The sequence below is a fragment of the Kosakonia radicincitans DSM 16656 genome (assembly GCF_000280495.2).
Classification (GTDB): Bacteria; Pseudomonadota; Gammaproteobacteria; order Enterobacterales; family Enterobacteriaceae; genus Kosakonia; species Kosakonia radicincitans.
This window is the reverse complement of sequence record NZ_CP018016.1, coordinates 2,863,200-2,888,921: the sequence shown is the minus strand read 5'-3', so window position 1 is coordinate 2,888,921 and position 25,722 is coordinate 2,863,200. Positions and strand designations below refer to the sequence as shown.

Sequence of the window (25,722 nt, the reverse complement as noted above, 5' to 3'; positions counted from 1 at the left end):
TATCGCTTCGCATAGTCAGGGATTATATCTATGTTTTTCTCACCGAAATCAATTTGTTCTCTGCTGTTGGTTTGCTTGCCGTCGGTGCATGCCGCTGCCATGGACTCTGCCCGGCTGGCTGAGGTTGTACGTTTGCAGGAGCAGCAGCTTGGCGCGCGCATCGGCGTGGCCGTGGTGGATACCACCAGCGGCAAAACGGCGAGCTACCGTGGAGATGAGCGTTTTCCACTGAACAGCACTTACAAAGCGTTGCTGTGCGGCACATTACTCAGCAAGGTGGATAACGGCGAGCTGGCGCTGACGGACACCACGCAATTCCCGCGTTCGGCGCTGGTGGCGTACTCGCCGGTGACGGAGAAGTTTGTCGCCCCGGCACGCATCAACTGGCAGCAACTGTGCAGCGCGGCGGTCAGCTACAGCGACAACACGGCGGCGAATCTGCTGGCGCAAAAGCTCGGCGGCCCGGCGTCCATCACCCGTTATCTGCAAACGTTAGGTGACAGTGTCACGCGGCTGGACCGTTTTGAACCTGAACTGAACAGTGCGATACCTGGCGATTTACGCGATACCACTACGCCGCTGGCCGTCAGCCGCACGCTGCAAAAACTGACGCTGGGAACGGCATTGAAGCCCGGTTCACGCGCGCAGTTAATTCAGTGGATGCGTGAGGATAAGGTCGCCGATACGTTATTGCGTTCAACGCTGCCTGCCGGGTGGACCATTGCCGATAAAACCGGTGCCGGGGATTTTGGTTCGCGTTCTATTATCAGCGTGGTGTGGCCGGAAAATAACACTCCCCGTATCGTAGTTATTTATATAACAAACACAAAGGCAACGTTAAAACAGAGTAATGCAGCCATTGCCAGCCTCGGAAAAGCGATATTTTCCGCGATCAAATAATCCGCCGACAGCGGAATAAAGTGAGCCGTCGCTGGGCGAAGAAACATCACCCGCGCTGGTATCGCGAAGTAGAGGCCGCTGAGAGGAAACCACAGCCGTAATCCCGCCTGGCCGGAGGTAATCCGTTCTCCGGCCACACTCTCCCTGACCGCCGCTCCGCTGGCTTTTCCGAATATCGTCTATGATTGTTTCTCGTGACATCGTGGAGAGGAGAAGGCATGGAGTCGAAATCTTTTGCGAAAAGCTGGGGCGCCGACGACATCGGCGAAGGCACGGTGCGCTTCCGTTTGTGGGCAACAGGCCAGCAGAGTATCACGCTGCGGCTTCCTGCTAACGATATCGCGATGCAGTCAGTCGGCAAAGGCTGGTTTGAAACCACAGTTCCCGGTCTTGCGCCCGGAACACCTTATCAATATGTGCTGGAAGACGGCAGAGCCATCCCCGATCCCGCCTCGCGTGCGCAGCAGGGGGATGTGAATGGCCCGTCGCTGGTGATCGAGCCCGCCCACTACCGCTGGCAACATGCGCACTGGCAGGGTCGCCGCTGGGAAGAGGCGGTTTACTACGAACTGCATATCGGCACCTTCACCCCACAGGGCACCTTTCAGGCGGCCATTGAAAAACTGCCGTACCTGGCGGAGCTGGGCATCACGGTGATTGAAGTGATGCCGGTTGCGCAGTTTGGCGGCGATCGCGGCTGGGGTTATGACGGCGTCTTGCTCTACGCGCCGCATGCGGCCTACGGTTCGCCGGATGATTTCAAAGCGTTTGTCGATGCCGCGCACGGCTATGGCCTTGCGGTGGTGCTCGATATTGTGCTCAACCACTTCGGCCCGGAAGGCAACTATCTGCCGCTGCTGTCGCCGGATTTTTTCCACCCGGAACGCGAAACGCCATGGGGCGCGGGCATTGCCTATGAAGTGGACGCCGTAAGGCGCTATATCGCGGAAGCGCCGCTCTACTGGCTGACAGAGTTTCACCTCGATGGGCTGCGCTTTGATGCCATCGATCAAATCGAGGACAGCGCAGAGCAGCATCTGCTGGTGGATATTGCCGAACGCATTCGTGCAGCAATCCCGGATCGCGCCGTGCACCTCACCACCGAAGATTGCCGCAACATTATTGCCCTGCATCCGCGCGGCAGCGCGGGCGAGATTCCGCTGTTTAGCGGCGAGTGGAACGACGATGTGCATAACGTCGCCCATGTGTTAGCCACCGGCGAAACGCACGCTTACTATCAGGATTTTGCCGATCACCCCGAGCAACTGCTGGCGCGGGCGCTGACGGAAGGGTTCGCTTATCAGGGCGAAGTCTCGCCGCAGAGCGGAGAAGCGCGCGGTGTTGACAGCCGCGGGCAGCCACCTACGGCGTTTGTCGATTTTATTCAGAACCACGATCAGGTCGGCAACCGAGCACAGGGCGAAAGGCTGCTGAGCCTGGCGGGAGCGGATCGCACCCGCGCGCTGCTGGCGATGCTGCTGCTGTCGCCGCATATTCCGCTGCTGTTTATGGGCGAAGAGTATGGCGAAACGCAGCCGTTCCTCTTTTTCACTGATTTCCATGGCGATCTGGCGCAGGCCGTGCGCGAAGGCCGGGCAAAGGAGTTCGCGGGCCATGCCGGACACGGCGAAACGGTGCCCGATCCGAATGACCCGACAACGTTTGCCCGCTCGAAGCTGAACTGGCAAACAGTGCACAGCGCCGAGGGCAAAGCGTGGCTGGCGCTGACAAAGCAACTGCTGGCGCTGCGTCAGCAGCATATTGTGCCGCTGCTGGCAAAAGCGGGCGGCCATCAGGGGGAGGTGCTGGCTACCGCGCCCGGTTTTCTCGCCGTCTGCTGGCGTTTCCCGCAGGGAACGCTCTCGCTGGCGCTGAATCTGGGCGACACGCCGCAGCCGCAGCCAGCGATGCCCGGTAACACACTGTTTGCCTTGCCGCAGGCGCAATCTGAATTAGCGCCGAATGCCATTATCGTTCGTCTTGCAGGGAGAGAAGCATGAGCACGCCCACCGCAACGTACCGTATCCAGTTTCGTAATGGCATGACCTTTGACCGGGCGATGGCCCGCATTCCCTATCTTAAACGGCTGGGGATCAGCCATCTTTACGCTTCGCCGATTTTTACCGCCACCCGCGGTTCGACACACGGCTACGACGTGACCGACGCCAACGAGATCGATCCGGCGCTGGGCGGTCGCGATGCGTTTATGCGCATGGCGGCGGCGCTGAAGGGCGCCGGGATGGGGTTAATTCTCGATATTGTGCCCAATCATATGGCCGCCTCGCTGGAAAACCCGTGGTGGCGCGATGTCATCGCACAAGGGCAGAGCAGCCGGTACGCGCGCCATTTCGATATTGACTGGTCGCGGCCACTGACATTGCCTTTCCTCGGCGACGATTTCGCCACGGTAGTGGAAAAGGGCGAACTTACCGTTCAGGCCGATCCACAAACTGGTCATCCCGTTTTTGTCTATTTCGACAATGTTTACCCGCTGGTGGCGGAAAGCTGGCAGGGGCGCGAAACAGAAGTGCTGGCGCTTCGTGACAGCCGCGATCTGATTGCGCTGCATGAGCTTCAGCCGTGGCGCTTAACCTGCTGGCGCACGGCGGCAAGCGATCTGTCGTACCGGCGATTTTTTGAGATAACCGGGCTGGTTGGCGTGCGGGTTGAAGATGAGGCGGTATTTGACGACAGCCATCGTCTGATTCTCGAACTGGTGAACAGCGGTGTTGTTGACGGTTTGCGCGTCGATCACGTTGACGGGTTGGCCGATCCGCTGGGATATCTGCGCCGTTTGCGCCAGAAAACCGGGCCGGAGTGCTATATCACGGTGGAAAAAATTCTCGGTAAAGGGGAGCAACTGCCCGCCGACTGGCCGGTTTCCGGTACGACCGGCTATGAGTTTATCGCCGCGCTGTCGGATGTGCTGGTGGACAATGAGCAGCTCGACGATTTGCGTAAAGCCTGGCATCAGGTGACGGGCAAAGCCGTCGATATGCACGCGGAGTTACGGGCCGCAAAGCGGTTAATGGTCGATCGCAATTTCGCTGGCGAGTTCAACACGCTGGTGCGGCTGGCGGTAGAGATTGGTCACGCTGAAATTCCGGTGCCGCAGGCCAAAGCGGTACGCCAGGCGCTGCGGGAATTGCTGATCGCTTTTCCGGTTTATCGTACCTATGGCACTGCGCAAGGCTTGATGCCCGCCGACGCTGAGCGGCTGGCGAAAGTGGTCGCCTGGGTCAGGGGGAGCGAACATGCGCCGGACCCGGCCGCACTGGATTTTATCACCCGCATCCTGCATGGCGACGTGGCAAAAAGCATGCTGCATCAGGCGGCCCATTTTCGTACCCGTTTCCAGCAACTGACCGGGCCGCTGATGGCGAAAGCAGTGGAGGATACGCTGTTCTTTCGCCAGAACATGGATCTGGCGCTCAATGAAGTGGGCGCAGAACCGTTGCCGCGCACCTTCTCATTGCAGCGTTTTCACTGCGAGATGCAGACGCGGCTGGAACAGCAGCCGGATGCGCTGTCAGCCACCTCCACGCACGATACCAAACGCGGAGAAGATGCCCGCGCCCGGCTCTACACGCTGACCGAAGCGCCGCAGCAGTGGGCGGATTGCGTGACGCGCTGGCGTCATCTCAACCGCGAAAAAGTGGTGCTACTCGACGATGGCCCGGCACCAAGACCGGCAGTGGCCTGGATGATCTATCAGGCGCTGGCGGGCGTCTGGCCAGCGACATTACAGGCGGATGATGCGCAGGGGTTACAGGCGCTGGAGTCGCGGTTTATTGAGTTTCTGGAGAAAGCGCTGCGCGAAGCGAAGCAGCGCACTGACTGGATCGAAACCAACGACGCTTATGAAAACGCAGTGCTCGATTATGCCCGCCATCTGCTTTCCCCGGAAAATCAGGCGTTCTTGCAGGATTTCACCGCCGCTTTACAACCGTTTATTCGCGCCGGGCTGGTCAACAGCCTGACACAGACCTTAATTAAACTGGCCGCTCCGGGCGTGCCGGATATCTACCAGGGCAGCGAAGCGCTGAACTTCAGCCTGGTCGACCCGGATAACCGGCTGGAGCCGGACTATGCGGAGCTGGAACGGCTGCTGAGCGATGAAGAGCAGGCCGATCCGCACTCGCAGGAGAGCTGGAACAGCGGGCAACTGAAACAGTTTTTTATCGCCCGGTTGTTGCAGTTACGCCAGCAGAAACCCCGGCTTTTTCAGCGCGGCGACTATCTGCCGCTGACCACCTCCGGCCCGCAGGCGGACAACATCATTGCTTTTGCCCGCCAGGATAACGACGCAGCGTTAATTGTGCTGGCGCCGCGCCTGCTGTTCGGCGCGCTGGAGGGCAGCCTGAGCGGCGCGGTGGTGTCGCTGCCTGCGGGGCTGGCGAACCGTCGCTGGCGCGATCTTCTCAGCGGAGAAGAGTTCGCCCTGAGTGACAGCGTCCATCTGCGTTCTATTGGCGGCTACACATTCGCGGCGCTGGTGAGTGCGTAAAGCGGTATGCAGCATTGTGATATCAGGTAACACTGTTTAAACAGAGAGGGAACCATGTCTGATTTTTACATTACGGCAGGGCACGGCCAGCAACTGGGGGCAAATTTCGATGGCGAGGGGGTTAACTTCGCGCTTTTTTCGGCGCACGCCGAACGCGTAGAACTCTGTTTGTACGATGCCACTGGCAAGGAGGAGATTGCCAGGCTGACGCTACCGGAAAACACGCATGAGATCTGGCACGGTTATGTGCCCGGCCTGCAACCGGGCGCGCTGTATGGCTATCGCGTCTATGGCCCGTTCGATCCGGAAAATGGTCACCGTTTCAACCCGAATAAACTGCTGATTGATCCTTACGCGCGTGAGCTGGTCGGTAATATTGAGTGGAATGCGGCGCACTTTGCCTATGATCTCCACCATGAAGATAAAGATCTGACCTTCGACGAACAGGACAGCGCTCCCTTTACGCCAAAATGCCGGGTTATCGATACACAGGAATTTGACTGGCAGGATCAGAACCGCCCGACTATTGCCTGGCCGCGAACGGTGATCTACGAAACTCATGTCAAAGGCTTTACCCAGCTTAACCCGGCGCTGCCTGCGGAACTGCGCGGTACCTTTGAAGGTATGGGGCATAAGGCGACGGTTGATTATATCCGCAGCCTCGGCATTACCAGCGTTGAACTGCTGCCAGTGCACTGGTTCCCGGACGATCAGCATTTACTGGATAAAGGGTTGCGCAATTTCTGGGGCTACAACACGCTCGGTTTCTTTGCGCCAGCTTCGCGCTATTACGGCCCGCGTGGTATTCAGGGTTTCCGCGAGATGGTGCGGGCGTTTCACGATGCCGGGATCGAAGTGATCCTCGATGTGGTTTATAACCATACGGCAGAAGGCAACGAGCTTGGCCCGACGCTCTCTTTCAAAGGTATCGATAACTTCTCTTACTACCGCACGTTGCCCGATCAACACCGTTACTACATCAACGATACCGGTACCGGCAATACGGTGAATACCTCGCATCCGCGTGTATTGCAGATGGTGATGGATTCCCTGCGTTACTGGGCGGAATCGATGCATATCGACGGTTTTCGTTTCGATCTTGGCACTATTCTCGGTCGCGAGCCGGAAGGGTTCGATCAGCGCGGCGGATTTTTCGATGCCATGACGCAGGACCCGGTATTGTCGAAGCTGAAACTGATCGGCGAGCCGTGGGATATCGGCCCTGGCGGTTATCAGGTCGGCGGTTTCCCGCCGGGATGGGCGGAGTGGAACGACAAATACCGCGATACGCTGCGCGAATACTGGAAGGGCGATAATGTCTCGACGGATTTCGCCGCGCGTCTGCTCGGCTCCGGTGATTTGTACGATCAGCGTGGTCGTCGCCCATGGGCAAGCGTCAACTTTATTACTGCGCATGATGGTTTCACGCTGCGTGATTTGGTGTCGTATAACGACAAACACAATGAGGCCAACGGCGAAGACAATAACGACGGGCATAACGACAACCGGTCATACAATTATGGCGCGGAAGGGCCAACGGACGATGAAGGCATTCTTGCGGTGCGCGCCCGCCAGCAGCGGAACTTCCTCACCACGCTGCTGTTCTCGCACGGTACGCCAATGATCCTCGCGGGCGATGAGTTTGGCCGTACCCAGCAGGGGAATAACAATGGCTACTGCCAGGATAGCGAAATTTCCTGGATCCACTGGGATGAGATTCAGGGCGAGGGCGAGGCGCTGCGTGAATTTACCCGCCAGCTGATTGCGCTGCGCGCGTCACAGCCGCTGCTGCGGCGGGAAAACTGGCGCGACGGGATGGAGATTGCCTGGTTTAATGCCGGCGGTGGTTTCCAGCAACCGGAGCAGTGGGAAGAGGGAACGACGCTGGGCGTGCATATCGGACGCGCCGATTTGCAGGGCCAGGAAGGGATCTGGCACGACGTACTGATGCTCTTCAACCCGTTCGAAGGGACGGTGCCGTTTCGTATTCCGCAGTTTGGCGAAGGCGGCTGGGTGCTGGAGCTGTCAACCTCTGAGAAGGTCAAACCCGGTGTGGTGATCACGCGCGAGAAGGATTTTGAACTCGATGGCCGCAGCATTGTGCTGTTCCGGCGCCCTTAAACCTCAGGGCGTCAGCTGCATAACCGGCTGACGCCCAACCGTTTAGCTTCGAACGAGCAGTTTTCCTTGCAGCAGCAGGGAAAACGTTTTGACAATCAGCAGACCAATTACCAGATTGGCGGCAATAAACAGCGGGAATGACATCCAGTAGAGTGCGCCGCCGGGCGCGGCATGTCCCAGCCGGATAGAGGTGGTGGCAAGCGACGCCACGCCGAAGGAGAAACTCCAGAACGACGGATTAAACGGCTGGGCGCTGTACCAGGGGATCAGGCGGATCATAAACAGCATTTGCAGCAGCCCGTAACCGAACAGCAGTTTCGCGAACACATCCACCTGGCCGCCGTTGACGCTGAGCCAGGCGCTACAGGCGACAAACGCGGGCGCCATCTGAATGCCGAGCGAGGTACGCACCGCAGGGGACATCTCATCCAGGTTGCGCAGGCGGCTGAGGATCGCCGGTTCAAGGCTCAGCCAGGAGAAGAGCCCGGCGCCGAGAAACAGCATCCCGACATCGTTAAAACCGAGCGCACCGCAGGCCATGGCGCTGATAAAGTTATTGGCGACGGTTGGCAGATAAAGCCCCGGCGTGGTGGCTTCTTTCGGATGGGTGCCGCGCCATAATCCGGCCGTTTGCCAGGCGGCATAGGCAAGCTGGCAGGCGACGGCGGGCAGAAAAAGCGCCAGTGCCAGCGAGTAGCACCAGGGCGTCAGACCGATCGCCACCAGCATGGAGGTGGCGGGCAGCAGGCTGACAAAACTGCTTTTTAATGGATGGGTAACCTCTTCAAGCAGCGTGCCGGAGTGGTGCAACAGGCGGGTGAAAAACGCCAGCGTCAGCAGTACCCAGATAACAATAGCCAGAATAATCAGCGTATTTGCAGGCCACAGCGTGACTGGCCAAAGCGTGGCGGCAAAGCGCCAGGAAAAGCCCAGCCCGATAATACCGAGCACAATGCCAAAATAACCGGCGGGAAGGTTGAGGTGTGAATTTTTCATCACCAGGCTCCTGAAAATACCACGGAATAAATTGCGGGGTATTGTATATGATATTTGAGATGCATGTTTTATTTATTTACCTTGCTCAGTGGATTAAATACGTCCATTGAGTGGTTATATTGTAATCTTTTATTCTTCGACTACTGTTATAGAGTAAATGATCGACTGTGCTTTTCTGTTATTTACAACAATCTCATAAACGATCTGGAGAATGCGGTGATGAACAAAAAAAGTTTAGTGATTATTAGCGCGTTAACATTATTAGCCAGTAATGCCTGGGCCGCGAAACTGATGGAAAAGGCAGACTTTGACAAAGTTTCTTCGCAATATGAAAAGATTGGCGAAATTACCACCTCTGATGAGATGTCGCCAATGGACGCCCGTCATGCGCTGAGCAAACTGGCGGATGAAAAGGGCGGTGATATCTATATTGTCACGTCGGATCAGACCAGGAAAAAGATCCATGCCACCGCCGATGTGTACAAGAAGAAATAGCACATAATGTTTTGCTGAAATAATGTTTAAATAGCGATGGTGTATTTCTTTACCGTTGGCAAAACATTGCACAATAATAAGTCAATGCCGTTAGTTAAATTAACGGCATTTTTCGTTGGCTCTATTTCAGCTTGCCGGGTAGGTTTTATTCCTGATATCCAACAATGCGGTAAGTGCTTTCGCGTTTTGATCCTCCTGGTAACTGTAGATCAGAATATCGACAACCCAGCGCCCTGGCGCGCGCGGGGTCACCCCCAGCACCGCGGCCTGTTTTTGCATTTGTTGCGCCAGGCGGGAAATGTAGTGCCCCGTTTTCCAGTCGGAGGCCACGTCAAACGCATACAGCGGCGAGAGCGTTAACGGCGTGCTCACCCGTAGTGGTGTGGTCAATGGGTCCTGTGACGGATCGGCGCCAGACCACCAGCAGGCCGCGATACGCATCGCGCGATGCGATGCGCCGAGAATGGCCGCCTGGCCTGCGGTGAGCGTCTGAAACAGTGTGGCCAGCGCCTCTTCCAGTGTTTCTCCCGTCAGCGTTGTCACCGTGGTATCCGCCAGCAGCGGGGAGATGCGCGTCGGGAACATGGCCAGCGGCGTCTGGTAGATAAAGTCCGGGTTGATGCGCTTACCGGCCAGCAAGTTAGCATTGCGCGCAATCGACGTGCCTCCCCACGCATCCTGTAGCCCCATGATATTCAGACGATAGAAAACCATCGGCAGGGTAAGCAGATCGGTAATCGGCAGTCCTTCTTGCGGTAGATCGTAAATCAGTCGGTTCCCCATCTGATGGCTGACAAAACGCTGTCCTTCACCGGTATCAATTGCAGGCCACAGGATCTGTCGCGAAACCAGAATCGTCTCTTCGTCGGCTTTTCGCTGTAAGCGGAAGGTCTGCGGAGCCATCACAGTTTTGCCTCCGGCATAGCTCTGGGTAGCCTGCGGAGCGTAGATCATCCAGTCTGAACCCGGTGCTCCGACGGTGACATAACTCTCCGCGCCTGGGGGGAATCCGCACTCGGTCATGCGCGTCTCCAGCGCCGCCGGGATGAGCCGCTTATCCAGATCGGCCGCAAAAGCCGCAGAACAGGTGAAGAGGAAATCATCCGGTTCGCTGCCGAAATCGCTGCGTTGTTCAAGGCGTTCGAGGCTGATTGATGAGATCTCCGTTGGCGTATTGGGGGTCAGAATCGACAACAGATAAAGATAACGACGCGTCGGCAATCCTTTGAGATCGGGCGCAACGCTACGCAGATTGGCCCATGCGTCGCCAATTTTCTCAGCGAAACTGGCTAACCCATTCAGCGCATTAATTGCCGGAAGTGGAATGGATTGCTGGGTTGCATCCTTCAACTGTGCGAGGTCGGAAGCGATGACGTCCCACACGGTAGAAAAAGCGGCCAGCAGCGTAATGATCGGTTCATAGCGTGAATCGCGCACCAGCGGCGAACTTACCCCATCATCGGGCTGGTTAAACAGTATCTCGAAGGTGGCCTGATCCTGGGCGGCAAACTGGCGGGTCGCCGTGAATGCATAATCCCACTGCGCCAGCGTCGCGACGGCATTCTCTGCAGGCGTGGAGGCTGACGCGGTTTGTCTGGAAACCACAGCAGGCTGCGGATAACTGTTCAATGGCACCGGGATTTGCAACTGCCCAATCTGGCCATCAGTCTGGGTGACATTCTCCAGCGGAATAATAAATGATAACCAGCTGGAATCCTGGTAGCCGTGCACCCCCGCGATACCATGACGGTCAAACTCAAGCTGGTTAACCTGATACGCCAGCTGCAGGGTGACGTTACGCTGAACCATCGGATCTTTAACACCAAACGCGGTGGTTAACCGTGTAATGCCCTGCGCGAGAGCGACTTTCGCGGTCGACAGCGAGATTTGTGGAACCAGCGTCAGGCCACGCGGCGGCGCGCTGTCATTGAGCTGATAATGCCCGCTCAGACTGCCGGCATCCACGCTACCCAATTGCGTGGCGAAAGTCTCAACATCGCCAAAGAACAGCGCGATCTTTTCCAGGGTATCGCTGGCCGAGGGGGTAAATGACGTGTTGCCCAGGGTGAGGGTTGAACCGGCACTAAAAAAGTCTGTGCGTTGCTGGTTTGCCACAATCACATCCGCGATAGTGGTATTCGCCCAACTGGCTACGCTGGTCAGGGTGGTCAGCGTCTGTGGTGCGGCCGTCGGGGTGACGTTAATCGCCGTGTTATGCAAAAACAGAGGCTGCGGAGTGCCGAGGATTTTGCTGTTTCCGGCCAGTTCATAAAGTGGCAACTCCAGAGCCTGCGCAATGCTGCTGAGCGTATCGCTGGTGCTCGTCACACAGATTTTGTCGGGCTGATCTTTGCGGGCAATCGTCAAATCAGGCCGGATAATGTTGCGCGTCGTCGCGAGGATTGTCGCCAGATAGCGCGGTGATACCCCGGTCATTTCAGCAAGCGGCGCCAGCGGAGCATCGTTATTGGCGGCGATCTGTTGCGTGTTGACGATGTGGGTCGTTAATTTTCCGGAAAGCTGGGGCGCACTGGCAATATCGGCCATTGGCGGCGCGCCGTCGCCAGAGACATTGAGATCAAGCTGAATCAGCGACTGCACCGTTGATGCGCTGCTCAGGGCCACAAGTAATTGCTGCTCCATCGCATTAATCGCTTCCGTCTGCCCCTGATTATTACCGCTGATAATGGGCTGCACCCGCTGTGCCACGCCGTTGGCGATCTGCTGTTTCGCCGTGATGATCTGTTGGATCGCTGCGCGCGTTTTCGGGTGATTGGCACCCGCAACCGCATACTCTGGCGACAACACCAAATCAATGGCGGAGAACAACTGTTGTTGCCACTGCTCCGGATCTGCCGCGCGGAATGCGGTAGTGCCGGAACCCCACTCCAGCCCCTGTTGCGGGCTGTAGCTTACCTGTTGAGCGTTGCCGTTCCACGCAAGTGTGGTCAGCGGCGGCAGGGCGAAATAGCGGGCGCTTTGGGCATCAACCGCATAATTAACATAACTGCCGCGATCGGAAAAATTCACTACCCACAAGCTCTTATCTTTACTCTGCGTCGCGCCGCCATTGACCGCTGCCCGCATCGATGCCTGTTTCAGTAGCGCATTTCCCTGCGTCTGTTGCGGGCCGGTTGCCAGCTTCAGGCCGCGGAAGGCGTTTTCAAAATCAATGGCAAACTGCGTAAGAGATTGCAGATTGTCGCTGGCGGAGAAAGGCGCGGCGGTAATGGATGTGGTTGACGAAACCATCAGCGGCGCTGAATCGAACCCGGCGGCCATCATCGCCGGATCGCGTGAAACCGCGAGGCTGACGCCCAGATTCTGGATGGCCCGCTCAGCATAAGGTTGTACCTGCGCCGACAGTTGCAGGATCACTACGGGCGTAATGATCGCGCGCGCAGAGAGCGCCAGCCCCTGTGCAACAGCGGCAAATTCCGGGGTGGAGAGCGGAGGCTGGCGGCTGGAGAGGCGAGCTTCATTAATACGTGCGAGGAGTAACGCCAGGGTGTCATTTTCCCTGACGAGGTACGGCGCGCCATCGACCGTGATGCTTTGGCCCGCGGTTATCCAGCCGGGCAGGCAAGCATTGGCGGCAATCAGCGCTTCAGCCGTGCAGTTCAGCCGCAGCGCCACGGCTTTGATTGTCTCGCTTTCCCTCGATCGCACTGTAGGGGTGACGAGCAGAGCGCCGCTCCGCAGTGCTCCAGGGGCATCAGCAATCCTGTCGGCCAGTTCCCCGACGGTGATAGCAAGACCTCGGGCGATATCCTGCGGGGTATCGCTGAGCGCTGGCGTGACGGTGCCAATTGGGCTACCGGAGAAGAGCGCCGGCAGCGTCTCGTTAAGCGTGAGTAAATCACGGCTACTCATCGCCAGCGCACTGGCGAGAGCAGAGAGAGGCTGGCCGCTGGCGATCAGCAGACTGCCCGCCATCATCTCCTGATTGTCGCCGCTGAAGGGGATCAGCATGCTGGTTGCGCTGTTAAACGGCAGACGCAGGTTGTTGGCAATAATGCTTCCTGTTGATATTGCTGCCTGTTGCGCCAGTGATTCCAGCGTCTGGCCCTCCTCAATGATCAGCGCTGTATCCTGGATGTACAGGGCGGTGCTGACTGGCCAGACATTGGGCACATTCGCATTGGCGGCCATGAAGTTTGCGAGCGGATCGCTCTGGTTACCCTGTGGCGCACCAAAATCGGCCAACAGGCTGGCGATGGTATCGCCGGAATGGGCGATGACAGAGGCGATGTACAGCGTTTGCCCGCTGGCAAAAATGCCGTTTACAAATTGATTCTCAACGGCGACATCATCCACCGTAATGTTGACGTTTTCGCGCTGCTGGCTGGCTTTAACCTGCTGCGCGAACCACGCCGCCGCAGCAGCGAGTGAACGGTTTTCTCCGGCCTCTGGGCCATACTGCCAGCTATTGCCGCTAACCGGATCCGACCAGCTAAGCACCACATCTTTGCCCAGTGTCAGCAACTGGCAGGTCGCGGCCATACCGGAAATATTCCCCGCCGAGGTGGCAATCGCGCAACCGAAACTGAGCGCCAGCGCATTGAGCGATTGACCCGCCACATCCAGAACCACGCTGCGGGTGGCGGTGCTGAACACCGTGTCCAGGGCAACCGCGAGCTGCATGTTATTCCGGCCGAGAGTGGTTAAATCGATGGTATCTTCGAGGTGATCGATCACCGCCTGCGGGGTGTCGCCCGCTTTGGTCAGAACATTATGCGGAACGATAAGCGGCGTCGCCGCGCCAAACAGCAGATCCGCCCGCAGGTACTGATTGATTTTCGCCACCATTTCTCCGCTTGCCGGATAGTGGCTGAGCACATCAGCAAAATTTTTCAACGCGGTTTCCGGCCCGAGCGTAATCCGGGTTGGCTCTATCCCGGCGGCAATGCCGGTAAAGATCCAGGCTGAGTTTGCCAGGCCCAGCAGATCGTAGCGAAGCGCCAGGCTTAACGCTGCGTTATCGTCCAGTTCGCCAAGCGTTGTCGATAAGCGGGCGGTGATATCGGGCTGCTGGAGTTGCCAACTGGCCGTCTGGTATTGCAGGCGCGCCTGTTGCGCTCTGCTGGCGGCCGCAGTCACCAGTTGCCCGGAAGGAAGCCCGCCCCGCACAGGCACGGCAGAAGCATCCGGCAGGAAGGGCGTTGCAGAGAGCTGTGCGGTCACCGCCAGTGCGCCGCCGCCATTTCGTGGCTGGAACCGGTAAGTGGTATTCACGGATGGCCAGGCACCAGGACCGAGCAGTTCGTCGGTGTACCCCGTCGGGGAATGGGCAGCCGGAAGCGATGAGCCGACCGTACGGTTGCCGAGAATATCCTGTAAACAGAGCGCGATATCCGCCTGACCGCCCGCACTGACAGCGCGGTAGGGGCTTTGCGCGGCAGACGGCAGGGCGACATTTCCCTCGTTACTTTTGTTCCGGGCGAAGGCGATAAGCGACAGAATCTGGCGGTATTGCCAGAGACTTTCGTCAGTGTCATTGGTTGGCCCTGCCGGTAATCCTTCATTTGAGGCATTGAGCGTTGCATTCGCGGCCAGTTGGAACCCGGCCAGGTTATAGAGCGTCCCCAGTGCGGATGTCGTTGTTTCCGCCGCGCTCTCAACTTGCGGATTGCTACGTTGCAGCGTGAAACCCGCATGGCCTGGCGGCAGGCTGGCGCACAATTTGAGCGTATTGGCCGCGACGGTAATGACGGCGTCAGCGAGCAGGATCGGGTTTGTGGCATTCAGATCGCCGAGCAACGACAGATCCTGTTGTTTTGCCTGCGCAATGGAGAAAAAGGTATCTCCGGCCTGGAGGATATAGCGTTCCCCGCCTGGCAGGTTAAAGCTGGTGCCTGCTGCCAGAAGCGGCGTTCGGTGCGCATTCAGGGCAACCAATGCCGCAGGATCGAGAAAATCATACTCGCTGGCGATGCTCTCCAGCGTATCGCCGTTGTTCACTGGCTGAACGGGTTTTCCCGCCAGCATCACGAGGGCGCCGGTGCGTAACATCTCTGGCCGATCGACCAGCGCGGCGACAATCTCCGCGACCGTTTTTCCCGCACGCAGGGCAATCGAACTGATGCTGTCGGAGGGCAAAACCATCTGGCCTGCCACCTCGCATCCCGTGCGTAATACGCCCATGATGAGCTGATTGATTTCACCGAGCGACTGCCCGGAAAGCGCCAGTATGGGCGGTGCATTCACCGCAATGTGATTCAGCGTGTCGCCCTCCACGACAGTGTGTGTCGTGGCTTCAAAGAAGATACTGTTCGCACTTTGGTCAACGTTATCGCCAACAATCAGAATGTTGTTAAACGATCGGGCAATTCCGGTGTCCGCCGTCTGATTGCTCAGTAGCGCAATCAGCTGCAGCGAGGCCTGTTTGCCATCGCTAAACAGCGATCTAGGCAGCCCTGGCGTTCCATCTTCCTTCTGGTAGTAGAGGTAGTAACCGCCGTTTTTGACCACCGAGCACTCCCAGAGCAGCTGTAAAAAATTCCGGCTGTCTTCAGCGGTCAGGGTGGCCAGCGACGCATCAATCAGTCCGTCGTTCAGCATCACCGCAGAGTTTGTGCGCAGCAGTGTCTGGAACTCGCCGTGACTCTCTGTCGAAAGGTTGGTCTTCAGCAGGAAGCTGTTTGCCCGATCAAGCCGATCGCTGGTTTGCGTTCCATTACTGTTGCCGGCCTGCTGTTCGCGATAGGCCAGATACAGCGTTGCGCCCACGGCGTCGTTATTTTTCAGGTAAGTCCATAAGTTTAATACCCGCTGCAACCCGGCTTGATCGGTACCGGAGAGCAGATACATTCCGGGTCGGGAGGCATCGGGTTTCTCGATGGTGAAATCAATCGCTGTCGCGTAGCGCGCCGCCTGAAGCACCGTCGTGTCGATGTTGCCATCGGGCAATGGGGTGCCGAAGCAGCCCCGATAAGGCAGCCGACGGTCAGGGCTTTCAGCAATGGCGCGAATCAATGCGTCAGGCATGCTCCAGATCCGCGGCGTGCTCACCCGCTGCGAGGGTAACGTAATGCCTTCCGGCACCTCTTCGGTTGCCCATATCGCCGTGGCGGAGACGGTCTGCCGATCGGGCAACCAGCTATACAGCGGAATCGCCTGGCTGACGATGTTTGCGGTATCCAGCTCGGCCGTCGCCAGTTCGGCAATGCGTGCTATCTCTTCAGCGAGCAGGGGGATTGCCAGTTTCCCGCCAGGAATGTTGATCCAACAGGCATCGCTGCCCGTCAGTGTCAGGGTATATCCTTTTTGCGCATCTGGCGGTGCCAGCGGGTACTCCTGCCCAACCAGCGCATACAGCGGGTATGCCGCCGGGGTGTTTATCGCCAGGCTGCCTTGTTGCGGGAAGTCGGGGTCCGGCAGGCGTAAGCCATTGAGCATAAACCGCGTCGACATGTTAAGGACATTGGTGTAGTTGCCGGTTTGCGCCAGCACGCTGGCGAGCAGTGAGCGGCGGAACCCCGGAATCGCCTTGACGGAGAGGGTTTTCGCTTCATCGGCAAACAGGCCGCCGTGGGTGGCAATCCGCCCGGTGAGCTGTTCCAGCGACAAATTGTAGTTTTGCGCAATCTCTGCGAGCGTCTCGTTCGTGACGATCCGGTGTGTGACTTGTTCAGCCAGCAGGGACACATTTGCTGCCAGCAGGTTGCTGTCGCTTAACAGCGTGCTGCGGCGGCAAAGCTCCGCCAGGGTGATACCAAACTGGCGGCAAATGTTGCCCGGCGTGGTGAAGTACGGGATCACCACGAGGCTACCGGTGGCGAAGGGGCTTTCCGCCGCAATATTCCCGTTCCACTGCCGGATGCTGAGCAGTGCGGCAGCCTGGGCGGATGGCGAGGGCTCAAAGAACCGTTGCGCCAGCAGCAACGGAGTCTCGGCGCTGCCCGCCGTGTACTGAAGCAGGAAGCTATTACTGGCAATAACGACAATGTTTTTCAACTGCAGCGTCTGGCCCGTCGCCAGCGCAATCGCATTGTTGCTGGCGATCAGCACGTCAAGGGTGGTGCTATTCGCCAGCAGGAAATCCTGCACGCGCTCCTCATGCGCCAGGGTTACCCGTTTGTCGTTTTCGTTTAGCTGCGGAATGTTCAGGGTTTGCGGCGCGGCAAGCCGCAATGTGGGGTTGTCAGCCAGCAAATTTTGGGCGTTGAAATCGGTGTTACGCGCATACCAGTAGGCGATGACGCCATTCAGGCTGTCACCGTCTCTGCTGGTGCAGGTGAAATCGCCAAGCGGCAATTTTTGTGCGGCGCGCAGCAGCCCCAGCACATTCTGGTTGCTGGCAACCAGCGCTACATCGTTTGCGCCAAATCGTGCCGCGAGGCTGGCAAAGGTGTCGCCATTTTGGGTCAGAAAGGGAATATCGCCCAGCGGCAGCAGCATGCCCGCCCGCAGTTTGCCTGCTTTCTGCTGATTGCTTTCCGCAATGGCATACGGGCTTACGGTGAGGGGGATTAATAATAGGGTGCCGGGTTTTAGCGGGTTGAAATTCACCTGCGGATTGGCAGCGCGCAACGCCGGAAGCGAAAGACCGAAATCGGCAGCAATGGTCGCGGCCACTTCGCCGTCGAGCACTTTATGCAGAATGCGCATCGCCGGAATGGCAAGCTGAGTTCCGCCTGGCAGCGGGTGGAAATTCACCTGCGGGTTTGCCTGCTGGAGCTCATCCGGCTCCAGCGCAAAACAGGCTGCAAGACTTTCCAGCGTGTCCCCCGGCTGTGCAATGTAGCTGACGGCGGGCGCAGGAATGAACAGCGTATCGCCTGCGGCGGGCGCGGCACCCTCAACCTGTGGGTTGGCAGCTTCCAGCGCCTGCGGGGTTACGCTGAACCGGGCGGCGATAGCGGGAAAATTTTCCCCTGCGCGGACGGTATAATTGTTGTTGAAACGGTTGGCCAGCGTCTGAAGTGAGGCATGAGCGGCCTCTTTCTCCGATAACGGCCACTCGGCTTCGGCCATAAAACTTTTCGTTTGCTGTAGCAGACTGCGCGCCAGCATCAGGAAGTAGTAGCGGAAGATCAGTCGCGCCATACTGTCCGGTTGACTGGCGTCCTGGGTTTTATTGCTGTTCCAGCCCTGGCGTTCGGCAAACTGCGCGGCCAGATCGGCAAAATAGTCCTGAATCCGCTGCTCGTAACCCGCCGCAGGGATGCGATCGGTGAGGAAGTTAATCGTGTAGTCCGGCGTCTCCAGCGACAATTCCGGGATCATCGCCATCAGCGCCATCGGCAGTTCGCTGCCGTCGGCCTGCGCCTGCTGCGGGCGCGGTTGCAACGTGAACTGAATATGATGGTTGTCAAAAAGGTGTACCAGGTTGGTATAGCTAAAAATATCCGTTACGGCATCTGGCGCTTTGAGGGCATCAAGGATCTCATCGACGACAGCGGCGGAGAGCGTGGCATGTTCATCGCCAATCAGAGATGAAAGCCAGTCGGACATAAAGCTCAGTAACTGATTTGTGCCGCTGGCAGCGTCCGTGGAGGTTTCAATCCCCAGCAGGAGAGCCAGCACCGGGTTTTTCCCCGCAAAGGGAACCGTCGGCGCGCCGGAAAAGGCAAAATCATCGGCAATCGCCTGGGAGAATAAGGGAATCGCCGTGACATTAACGCACAGAGGCGCACCCGCGTTATTCCGATAGCGGGACAAGATATGGCGGGCCATCATCGTTCTCGCCGGTCGCAGGCGGAGTTGACCATACTGCGGCTGGCGAATGAACGGGCTTTTCGCCCGATAGAGGCTGCGTTGTACGCCGGTATTACTGGCGGGCGCGGAAAGTATCCACGGTGTCTGGCGGTTTGAACCAATCGGGAAAGTTTCGGTGATTGTTGCCGAGAAGCTGAAATTGATACGGATAAAGATAATTTTGATACTGACCTTAACGCGAACCCCGGCGCTGACACTCAGCAGGATCGCCCGATAACTTTCGACATCAATCGCCGCCGAGACGTAAATGGTGAGCGACACACTGGCCTGAATAATGCCGAAGTCAACGGTGGCATACACCTGGCCGATAACCGCCAGAGCACCGCGAAGGTGGAAATAGTTTTCGGGCACCAAAGCCTGATCGATGGGGTTGAACCATGAGAGCGTGCCTTGCAGCATGCCGCCGACGGTGATGCTGATGCCGCCGGAGAGAATGCCCAGCGACAGCGTTTTACCGACGCCGACCTGCAAGGCAAAACCAAATTCGATAACCGGGGTGAAATTGCCGTTAGAGATGCGCGGTATGGTTGTGGATGTTTCACCATTGAGAACGCCAAAGTAGAAACCGCCGTAGCCGATAAATGGAAAGACCTGTACCGAAAAACTGCGGGAAAAGTCGGTGAGCGACGGAGGGAATCCGGCGTCGATACGAAAATTGCCGTTGGTAAAGATATCAACAGTGACAATCGGCAGGGTAATGGAAACCTCGCCAAACTCCAGATGGCGCATGGTGTCGGGTAACGTTAGCTCAATATGGTATACGCCGACGTTGTCGCTGATTTTTCGATACAGGATCTCAAAACGCAGACCCGCCAGCGGGCCCGCGCGTGAACCGGCTAGCTGGATCAGCAGACCATACACGCGTGGATCGTTGAACACCATACTTAATGACACGGTCGACATGGCCGTAAAACGCGTGCCGATCATCCAGTCCGAACCGGCGTCATAGCTCAGTCCAGGAAGCTGATTCGCCGGGTTCCGGGTTGGATTCCCCACCGGAATCAGCGCGTTTTCCAGTCGTTTGATCACCCCATCCATGGTGGTGGGCATCTCACCGCGCAGGGTCATGCGTTGGCCGATACCCAGATATTCAAGGTCGAAAACCTGTGTACCCGCACCGGGCACCACTGGCGGTGCCTGATTAAGCGGATCCCAGCTTAGCGGTTTATTATCGCCTCCGTAGCGCTGCCCCAGAAATTCACAGCTCAGTTCAAGGTTGAATTTGGGTTTGCCGTACTGTTTCACATAGGTCAGGGTGAATTGCGTAATCTTGATAAACCCGAGATCGACATTGAGCCCGATGCTGACGTTAATTTTGCGGGTTTTGAGATGTACGTTGACCGTCAGATTTGGAAGCGAAATTTTCTCCAGCGCATTCCAGGGATCGCCCAGCGCTATATTTCGCCCCGGTTGGGCAAAGGAGAGAAGAAACGCAAACAGATCGCCCACATTGCTCTTTTCCAGACTCACTGCAACGTAGGGATCGATGTCATCTTTGTGATAAACCACTTTAAGGTTGCGGTAGGCAAAAATAATGTCTGTCGTCGTCGGGCTAAAGATGTAAGAGCAGGTGAGGATCATGTTGTTGATATCAACAATGCCGGTTAACTGCCCGGAATAACTTGCCGGATCGCTGGCTTTCGCGCGGTCCGACCTGATCAACAGATCGGCCGTAATACTGATTGGCAGGAAGTCGAGCGTCCATTGCAGGGTGGTCTGTACCATGAAGGTGTTGGCGGCGGTATTAAACTTCACCTGCAGCGCATTCAGCGTAATATCCGTCGGCAGGGATTGCGGAATGAAGGGCAGCAACTGGCTGGCAACACTGATCAGACTCACCGGCTTGCTTGCGATCATTCGCCCCTCAAACACCCAGGCTTTGGATTGCGTCGAGGTTTGTGCGCTGACGATAAACGGGATCCCCAAAAATTCCGTGTGTGCCTGAATGGTGGCGGTTAAGTTGGTCGGCGTCCGCTCCAGATCGAGGCGCAAACTTTTCAGCGACACGGCTTTGATGCCGCGGCCAAACTCCAGTGTCCAGGCTCCCGATTTGGGCGCAATGGTTCCGCTGAACTGCCAGGCGCCGGTAGCGGGCTGGATCTGCGCAGATAATCCCCCCGCCGGGGTGACAATTCCTGACTCTGGCAGTGTTGGCAAACCGGGGACGATATTCAGTAATTGCAGGATATCGATCTCGGCATCGTTGTATGCCACTAACGTGACACTGTCACTACCGCCGGGTACAGAGAAACTTAATCCGCCGTAAAATTTCAGTTGTTCCTGGCCATTGAGTTTGAACAGGCCATTGATAGCGATCCATGCTGAGAGATCGACGCCCACGCTGAAGGTGAAGATGACACTCTCCAGCACCGCCAGATTGAGCGGCAGCAAATGGATTTCCGTGTGGGCTTTGACCGTCGCCGACACCTGCAACGTTCTGGACGCCGTAATGTCGAGGGTGAATGTCAGTTCTTGCAGCAGCAGATCGGTTCCCAGAGGAAAGCGGTTCGGCAGCAGGGCATCTGCGACTTCGCCCATCAGCAGGCTGGCGATATCGGCGACCGAACTCAGGGAGACCGCGAGCGAATCGTTGCTCAGCGCAAGGGGGTCGCCGTCATCAAGGAGAGGGAAATGCAACTCAATCCCCGACAGCGCCAGCGTTCCGGCATCAAAAGTGGCGATACCATGGCTGGTATCGTCGTCGGCTTGCGATGAAACAAACAGTAACCCCGCTTTTAGCGGTAGCAATCCGGCAGCCGGAACGGCGTCAACAGGCTCCGAACGTAACACAAAGGCGGGCGACAGCGCGCGATCCCTGGTCGGCCACTGGGTGATGCTCCCCTGCATCGCGGCGGGACGGGTTTTCCACATTCCCTGATAGCTGGAACCGGCGACCGGCTGCCCGCTGAACGTTACGCCTGTGCCAGCATCAGAGGACGAGGCGGTAAATACGGCATTGCGGAACAGGGTTATAGCCGCGGCAGAAACGTTTTGTTTTTTATCGTGGGGCTTCAGCCCCGGAAACGCAGTACCTAACGCAGTGCTGTTGTCGGGAAGGTGTGTGCTGACGCTGAGTTGCGCGACGCCGTTCGCCGTTACGCTAAAGGTGGCGCTGGCTGCCGGTTGGGAAACATTGAAAGAATTGCCATCAATTTGCCCCGTCAGAACAATCGTATTACCGTCGCCCGGTGGTTGCACCCCGCTAAGGGTCATCACCAGCGAGGCGGTGGGAAAGAGATCCGCATCATTAAGCAGCGCAGTGACAGGCGCTGAGTGCAGTGTATTGGCGGCCGGCAGGTTGAATTTTTTCTGATCGGCTGACAGGTAACCTGCCGACAGCAGGGTATTCCACAGATTCTGAATCGGCGTATCGATGCTGGATGGCGCGTTGCGCGTTTTTTTGCCGGGCATTATTGGCTCCTCTGTGCCGCCAGAAGTCGCTGCTGGAGTTGGGAAAGTGCGGATTCTGAGTGCAACTGTGTCAGGCGCTGCACCTGTTTTCCCCCCGCGCCGTCTGCGCCGTTTTTCACCCAGGCGGCGTACCAGCCCAGTGCGCCGCTGGTCTGCGCATCCGGGTTACCAAACATCAAAAGATCAATTTGCCCGTTCGGTGGAAAGCTCAGGGCAAGGAGTTTGAGGGCGATATCGCCCAGCTTGAGAATGTAGGTCGGCGGATCCACCAGGAAGGTGACATCAGCGAAAACCAGTTTGAGTACGCCTTCAATCGGGATAGCGCGCTCTCCACCTTTCACCCCTGGCAAGTGCAGGCCAATGTAGATCCCGGATTGATGCGTCTGGCTTGCCGGAGACCAGGCGAGGAGCAGGCCGGCGGTGAAATCGATTTTGGCGGCCAGCGCGCCCGCCGAGCCGAGATCCAGTTCATATTGCAACCCAAACCACGGCGCGGTCATCGCTATGCCGTTGAGCGGCGAATCCACCGGCATATACGCCATTTTGTCGGGTGTGACGTCGCCAGTCCCCTGAATCAGAGCCGTGAGTTTCATGGGAAAATGTGCCGCCAGGCTTTGCGCACGGACCTGGCTGGCGTTGGCATCCGGCAAAAGCGGCTGGGCATTAAACGTAAACTGACGGTACTGCGGCGTGGCAGGATCAAAGGTCATATCAATTGTCAGGCCGGAATAGGCCAACCCTTCCACATTGCCATTCCCCTGATTTGGCGTGGCGGCGCCATAGGAAAGCAGGTCAAACTGCGGCTGTTGCAGGAAACCGATGGTTCCATTGAGCGCAAACGTTGTGCGCGTTGTGCTGTTCTCCGCGTCGGCTTTACCGCCGCTGGCCGTAACAAAACTTGCCGCCCGGATACCGACGGCATCAAGGATCTGGCTGGTTATGCCGTAGGTGGTGTGATCCGCGGTCGTAAACAGATAACTTCCGCTGTTGCCGGATTTTTGATAAACGCCATACAGCAAAAGGTTGTTGCCGCTTGACGATGAATACTGTGTGGCGGGTTCTTCAAAGAGCTGGTTGATGAGCAGTTCGATTTTGCTGGAAAACGAGACGATCCCGGAGTTCGCTATCGCCACCTTCAGCGACAGGACTTTGAAGTCGTAAGGCGCGTTTCCTGAAAGGTGTTCACTGTCTTCATAATCAATCAGGCCAAAGACTGAACTGGGGTGGCTGGTCCAGGTGCTCTGGCCTGTTGCGATCGGCGTGACGGAAATACCGATGTGGTGCGCCTGAAAACGCGAGACATCAATTCCGGCGGCCAGCCCCTCAAGCTGAGGAGGAAGCCCGGTCAGCGGGACCTGGGCGTTCAGTGCGAGAACGCCATTCCAGCTTTCGCTCTCCATCACCGTATTAACGAAATAAGACAAATCGCCATCACCGGCCGCAACGCGTTCGGTGGCGGCAGCAAAAATCGCCTGAATCCGTTGTCTTGTGCCATCCGCTGAGCTGTTGAAACGATCTGCGTCCGCCCATTGCTCCGTATCGTCAACCAGTTGCGACAGCTTTTTATTACAGAATTTGAACAGTAACAGGGTGTTGTAATTGACCCAACGCCAAGGGGAGAGATCGAATTCCCAGTCTGCGACAAACAGGCTGAAATCACCCAGAGCATTGCGCACGGTGTCGAACACGTTTTCCAGTTGTTCCGGTGTAAACCTGGCCGCCAGATCGGCGCGCAGTGATGCTAAATCGGGCCACTGTGTCGGCACCATCGCGGCAAGTTTCGCGTTGACGTCCGGATCTGTTATTTGCAAAGCGAGCTGCCGCTGCCGCACGGCGGTGAGGGAATAGGGAATCGACGCGCACTGGCTCATGATCCCGGCGCCGGTGATGACCAGAAAAAGCTGGTTCGTCTGTAATGCGGATTTCAGTTCGCCGTTCACCTGGCTCAACAGTAGCCTGTCGGCGCGATGGGGCGGCGTGTTTGCCGCGCTGGATTGCCCCAGCGTCAGTTGCTGCCAGGTTAACCCTGTCGCGTCCTCACCCAGTGCCAGCAGTAATCCCTGCGGTGTCGTTGAGAAAGGTGGCGAAGGCAGCGATGCGCGTAAACGTCCGGCGCTTTCTCCTGTCTGAATCAGCGTCTGGACAACGGTGCGACGTTTCGGCGACAACACCTGAGTCTCCATATTTCTGATATCAGTGCCGGAGATGTTGGTCGCTTTAATCGAACGGTAAGGCGCCAATGGGAAGGACACGGGAGGTAAATCACCGTTATCTGAGCGGGCGAGGCGGGTTTTCTGGTCCTCAACGTCACCGACGGAAACGGGCAGGTAGGTCAGAAAATCAGTGTCTGCGGCAGCGTCGGGAGCCTGGTGTAAGACCGAGCTGTCGGGCTGGGCGAAGTATTCGCTGCTTTGCGCAGTTTGCAGTGTCACCCATGATGTCTTCCCGGCGCCTGTCAGAGTCCCGAATACCCGATCGCGCCCGGGGGCGGCATTTTGCAACGTACGGGCAAACGCATCCTGATGGGGAGTGAACGCCAGTATTGGGTTACCGGTATATTTGAAATACTCGACAGAGGATAATCCTCCCATCAGTGCGTTTTGCAGCGAGGCGGAGGTGGCGTCGGCTTGCCCCTGCGACGAGAGCAGAAATTCGAACTCACCTGCGGGCGTCAGATATAGCGACTGGTTACCGCGCAGAATGACGGGCTGACCGCTGGCATCGACCGCCGCCAGCCGTTCGGTAAACACCAGCCCGGCGCTGGCGAGTGGTTTTACCTCTACCGCCGCGCCTGCCGCGGATTGATAGTACGTGGGCAGCGAAAGCGCACCGCTGGACAGCTGCAGGAAGGAGCGCGTGGTGTCGCAGGGGGCGAGGGGATCAAGGGTCCCCTGAAGCGTTAACTGCGAAGTCGCATCCTGTAAATTAAAGATTCGGTACAGTGCGGTTTGGGTATAGCCGCCCTCTGCGGGCGCAGAGAAACTGCGTAATCCAATATCCAGAACATCACTTGCGGCTTCGCTGGTGACGGAAAACGCCAGCGACAGCACATTATTCGGCGCGGCGTCATTCAGCAATTCCAGCCCGAGATGATCGAGGGCGAACGGCTGCGGGGTTCGCTCGCCGATAGGGGTAACCAGCAGCGTACCGCGACTAAAGGTTAACGCCTGGGCTGACGCCACTATCGTGCTGTCTTTCGGCAATGAAAGGGCAAAATTGCCGAACGGCACTTCCGCCGTGCGCAGCAGGGTTACGTCGGTTCCGTTTTTACGGGCAAACAGGACGGTTGCGGTTAATCCCGCAATGCTGGTGAACCAGGCCGCCAGCGCATCCTTTCGCGCTGAGTTGCGAAACCAGACCTGCGCTTTTTGCTCAAATGCCGCCAGATCCGTAATGGCCGTGGCGGGAAGCTGAACAAACCATCCGTGGTACGCATAAAGCGCCTGTTCAACGGTGAGGCTGTCAGGCAGCGTGGTGACGTCTGTTGAGAGTAAAAAGCCACCAAAGCAGTTTTCGCCGCCCGGCGCGATGTACAAACGCGAACCCGCATAACACGGCACGAAATGAGCCAT

General features: G+C 57.5%; 8 protein-coding genes and 1 pseudogene. 6 read left to right on the top strand and 3 right to left on the bottom strand.

Annotated elements, in window-relative coordinates; all coding sequences use genetic code 11:
* The first annotated feature begins 30 nt into the window (after window positions 1–30).
* The 5 genes and pseudogenes from bla to glgX all read left to right on the top strand — a co-directional run bounded on the left by bla (window position 31) and on the right by glgX (window position 7,528).
* Window positions 31–900, top strand: a complete 870-nt coding sequence (gene bla / locus Y71_RS13845; protein ID WP_007374990.1) for a class A beta-lactamase — start codon at window positions 31–33, stop codon at window positions 898–900.
* A gap of 17 nt (window positions 901–917) precedes the next feature.
* Window positions 918–1,001, top strand: a pseudogene (locus Y71_RS13840) (formate dehydrogenase cytochrome b556 subunit); the annotation flags it as partial.
* Between the two features lie 117 nt (window positions 1,002–1,118).
* A complete protein-coding gene (gene treZ / locus Y71_RS13835) occupies window positions 1,119–2,900 on the top strand; it encodes a malto-oligosyltrehalose trehalohydrolase (RefSeq protein WP_007374991.1) in 1,782 nt (593 codons plus the stop codon).
* Window positions 2,897–5,407 (top strand): malto-oligosyltrehalose synthase, encoded by a 2,511-nt coding sequence (treY, locus tag Y71_RS13830; protein ID WP_007374992.1) that lies wholly within the window; start codon window positions 2,897–2,899, stop codon window positions 5,405–5,407. Before treZ ends, treY begins: the two co-directional genes overlap by 4 nt.
* A gap of 54 nt (window positions 5,408–5,461) precedes the next feature.
* Complete coding sequence (gene glgX, locus Y71_RS13825; RefSeq protein ID WP_007374993.1) at window positions 5,462–7,528, top strand: glycogen debranching protein GlgX; 2,067 nt, start codon at window positions 5,462–5,464, stop codon at window positions 7,526–7,528.
* A gap of 42 nt (window positions 7,529–7,570) precedes the next feature.
* On the opposite strand, the gene tehA is transcribed toward glgX, so the two are convergent.
* Window positions 7,571–8,524 carry a dicarboxylate transporter/tellurite-resistance protein TehA gene (gene tehA / locus Y71_RS13820; RefSeq protein ID WP_007374994.1) on the bottom strand — a complete coding sequence of 318 codons (954 nt, stop codon included), beginning with the start codon at window positions 8,522–8,524 and terminating at the stop codon, window positions 7,571–7,573.
* Between the two features lie 219 nt (window positions 8,525–8,743).
* On the opposite strand from tehA, the gene yahO reads away from it, so the two are divergent.
* A complete protein-coding gene (gene yahO, locus Y71_RS13815; protein WP_007374995.1) occupies window positions 8,744–9,019 on the top strand; it encodes a DUF1471 family periplasmic protein YahO in 276 nt (91 codons plus the stop codon).
* 126 nt (window positions 9,020–9,145) lie between these two features.
* Here the strand turns inward: yahO and Y71_RS13810 are convergent, their stop codons facing one another.
* Together Y71_RS13810 and Y71_RS13805 are read right to left on the bottom strand one after the other, a co-directional pair.
* A complete protein-coding gene (locus tag Y71_RS13810; protein WP_007374996.1) occupies window positions 9,146–22,150 on the bottom strand; it encodes a LysM peptidoglycan-binding domain-containing protein in 13,005 nt (4,334 codons plus the stop codon).
* The gene (locus Y71_RS13805; RefSeq protein ID WP_007374997.1) at window positions 22,150–25,722 is read right to left on the bottom strand and encodes a hypothetical protein; all 3,573 of its coding nucleotides are present in this window, start codon (window positions 25,720–25,722) and stop codon (window positions 22,150–22,152) included. The genes Y71_RS13810 and Y71_RS13805 overlap by 1 nt, the downstream gene beginning before the upstream one ends.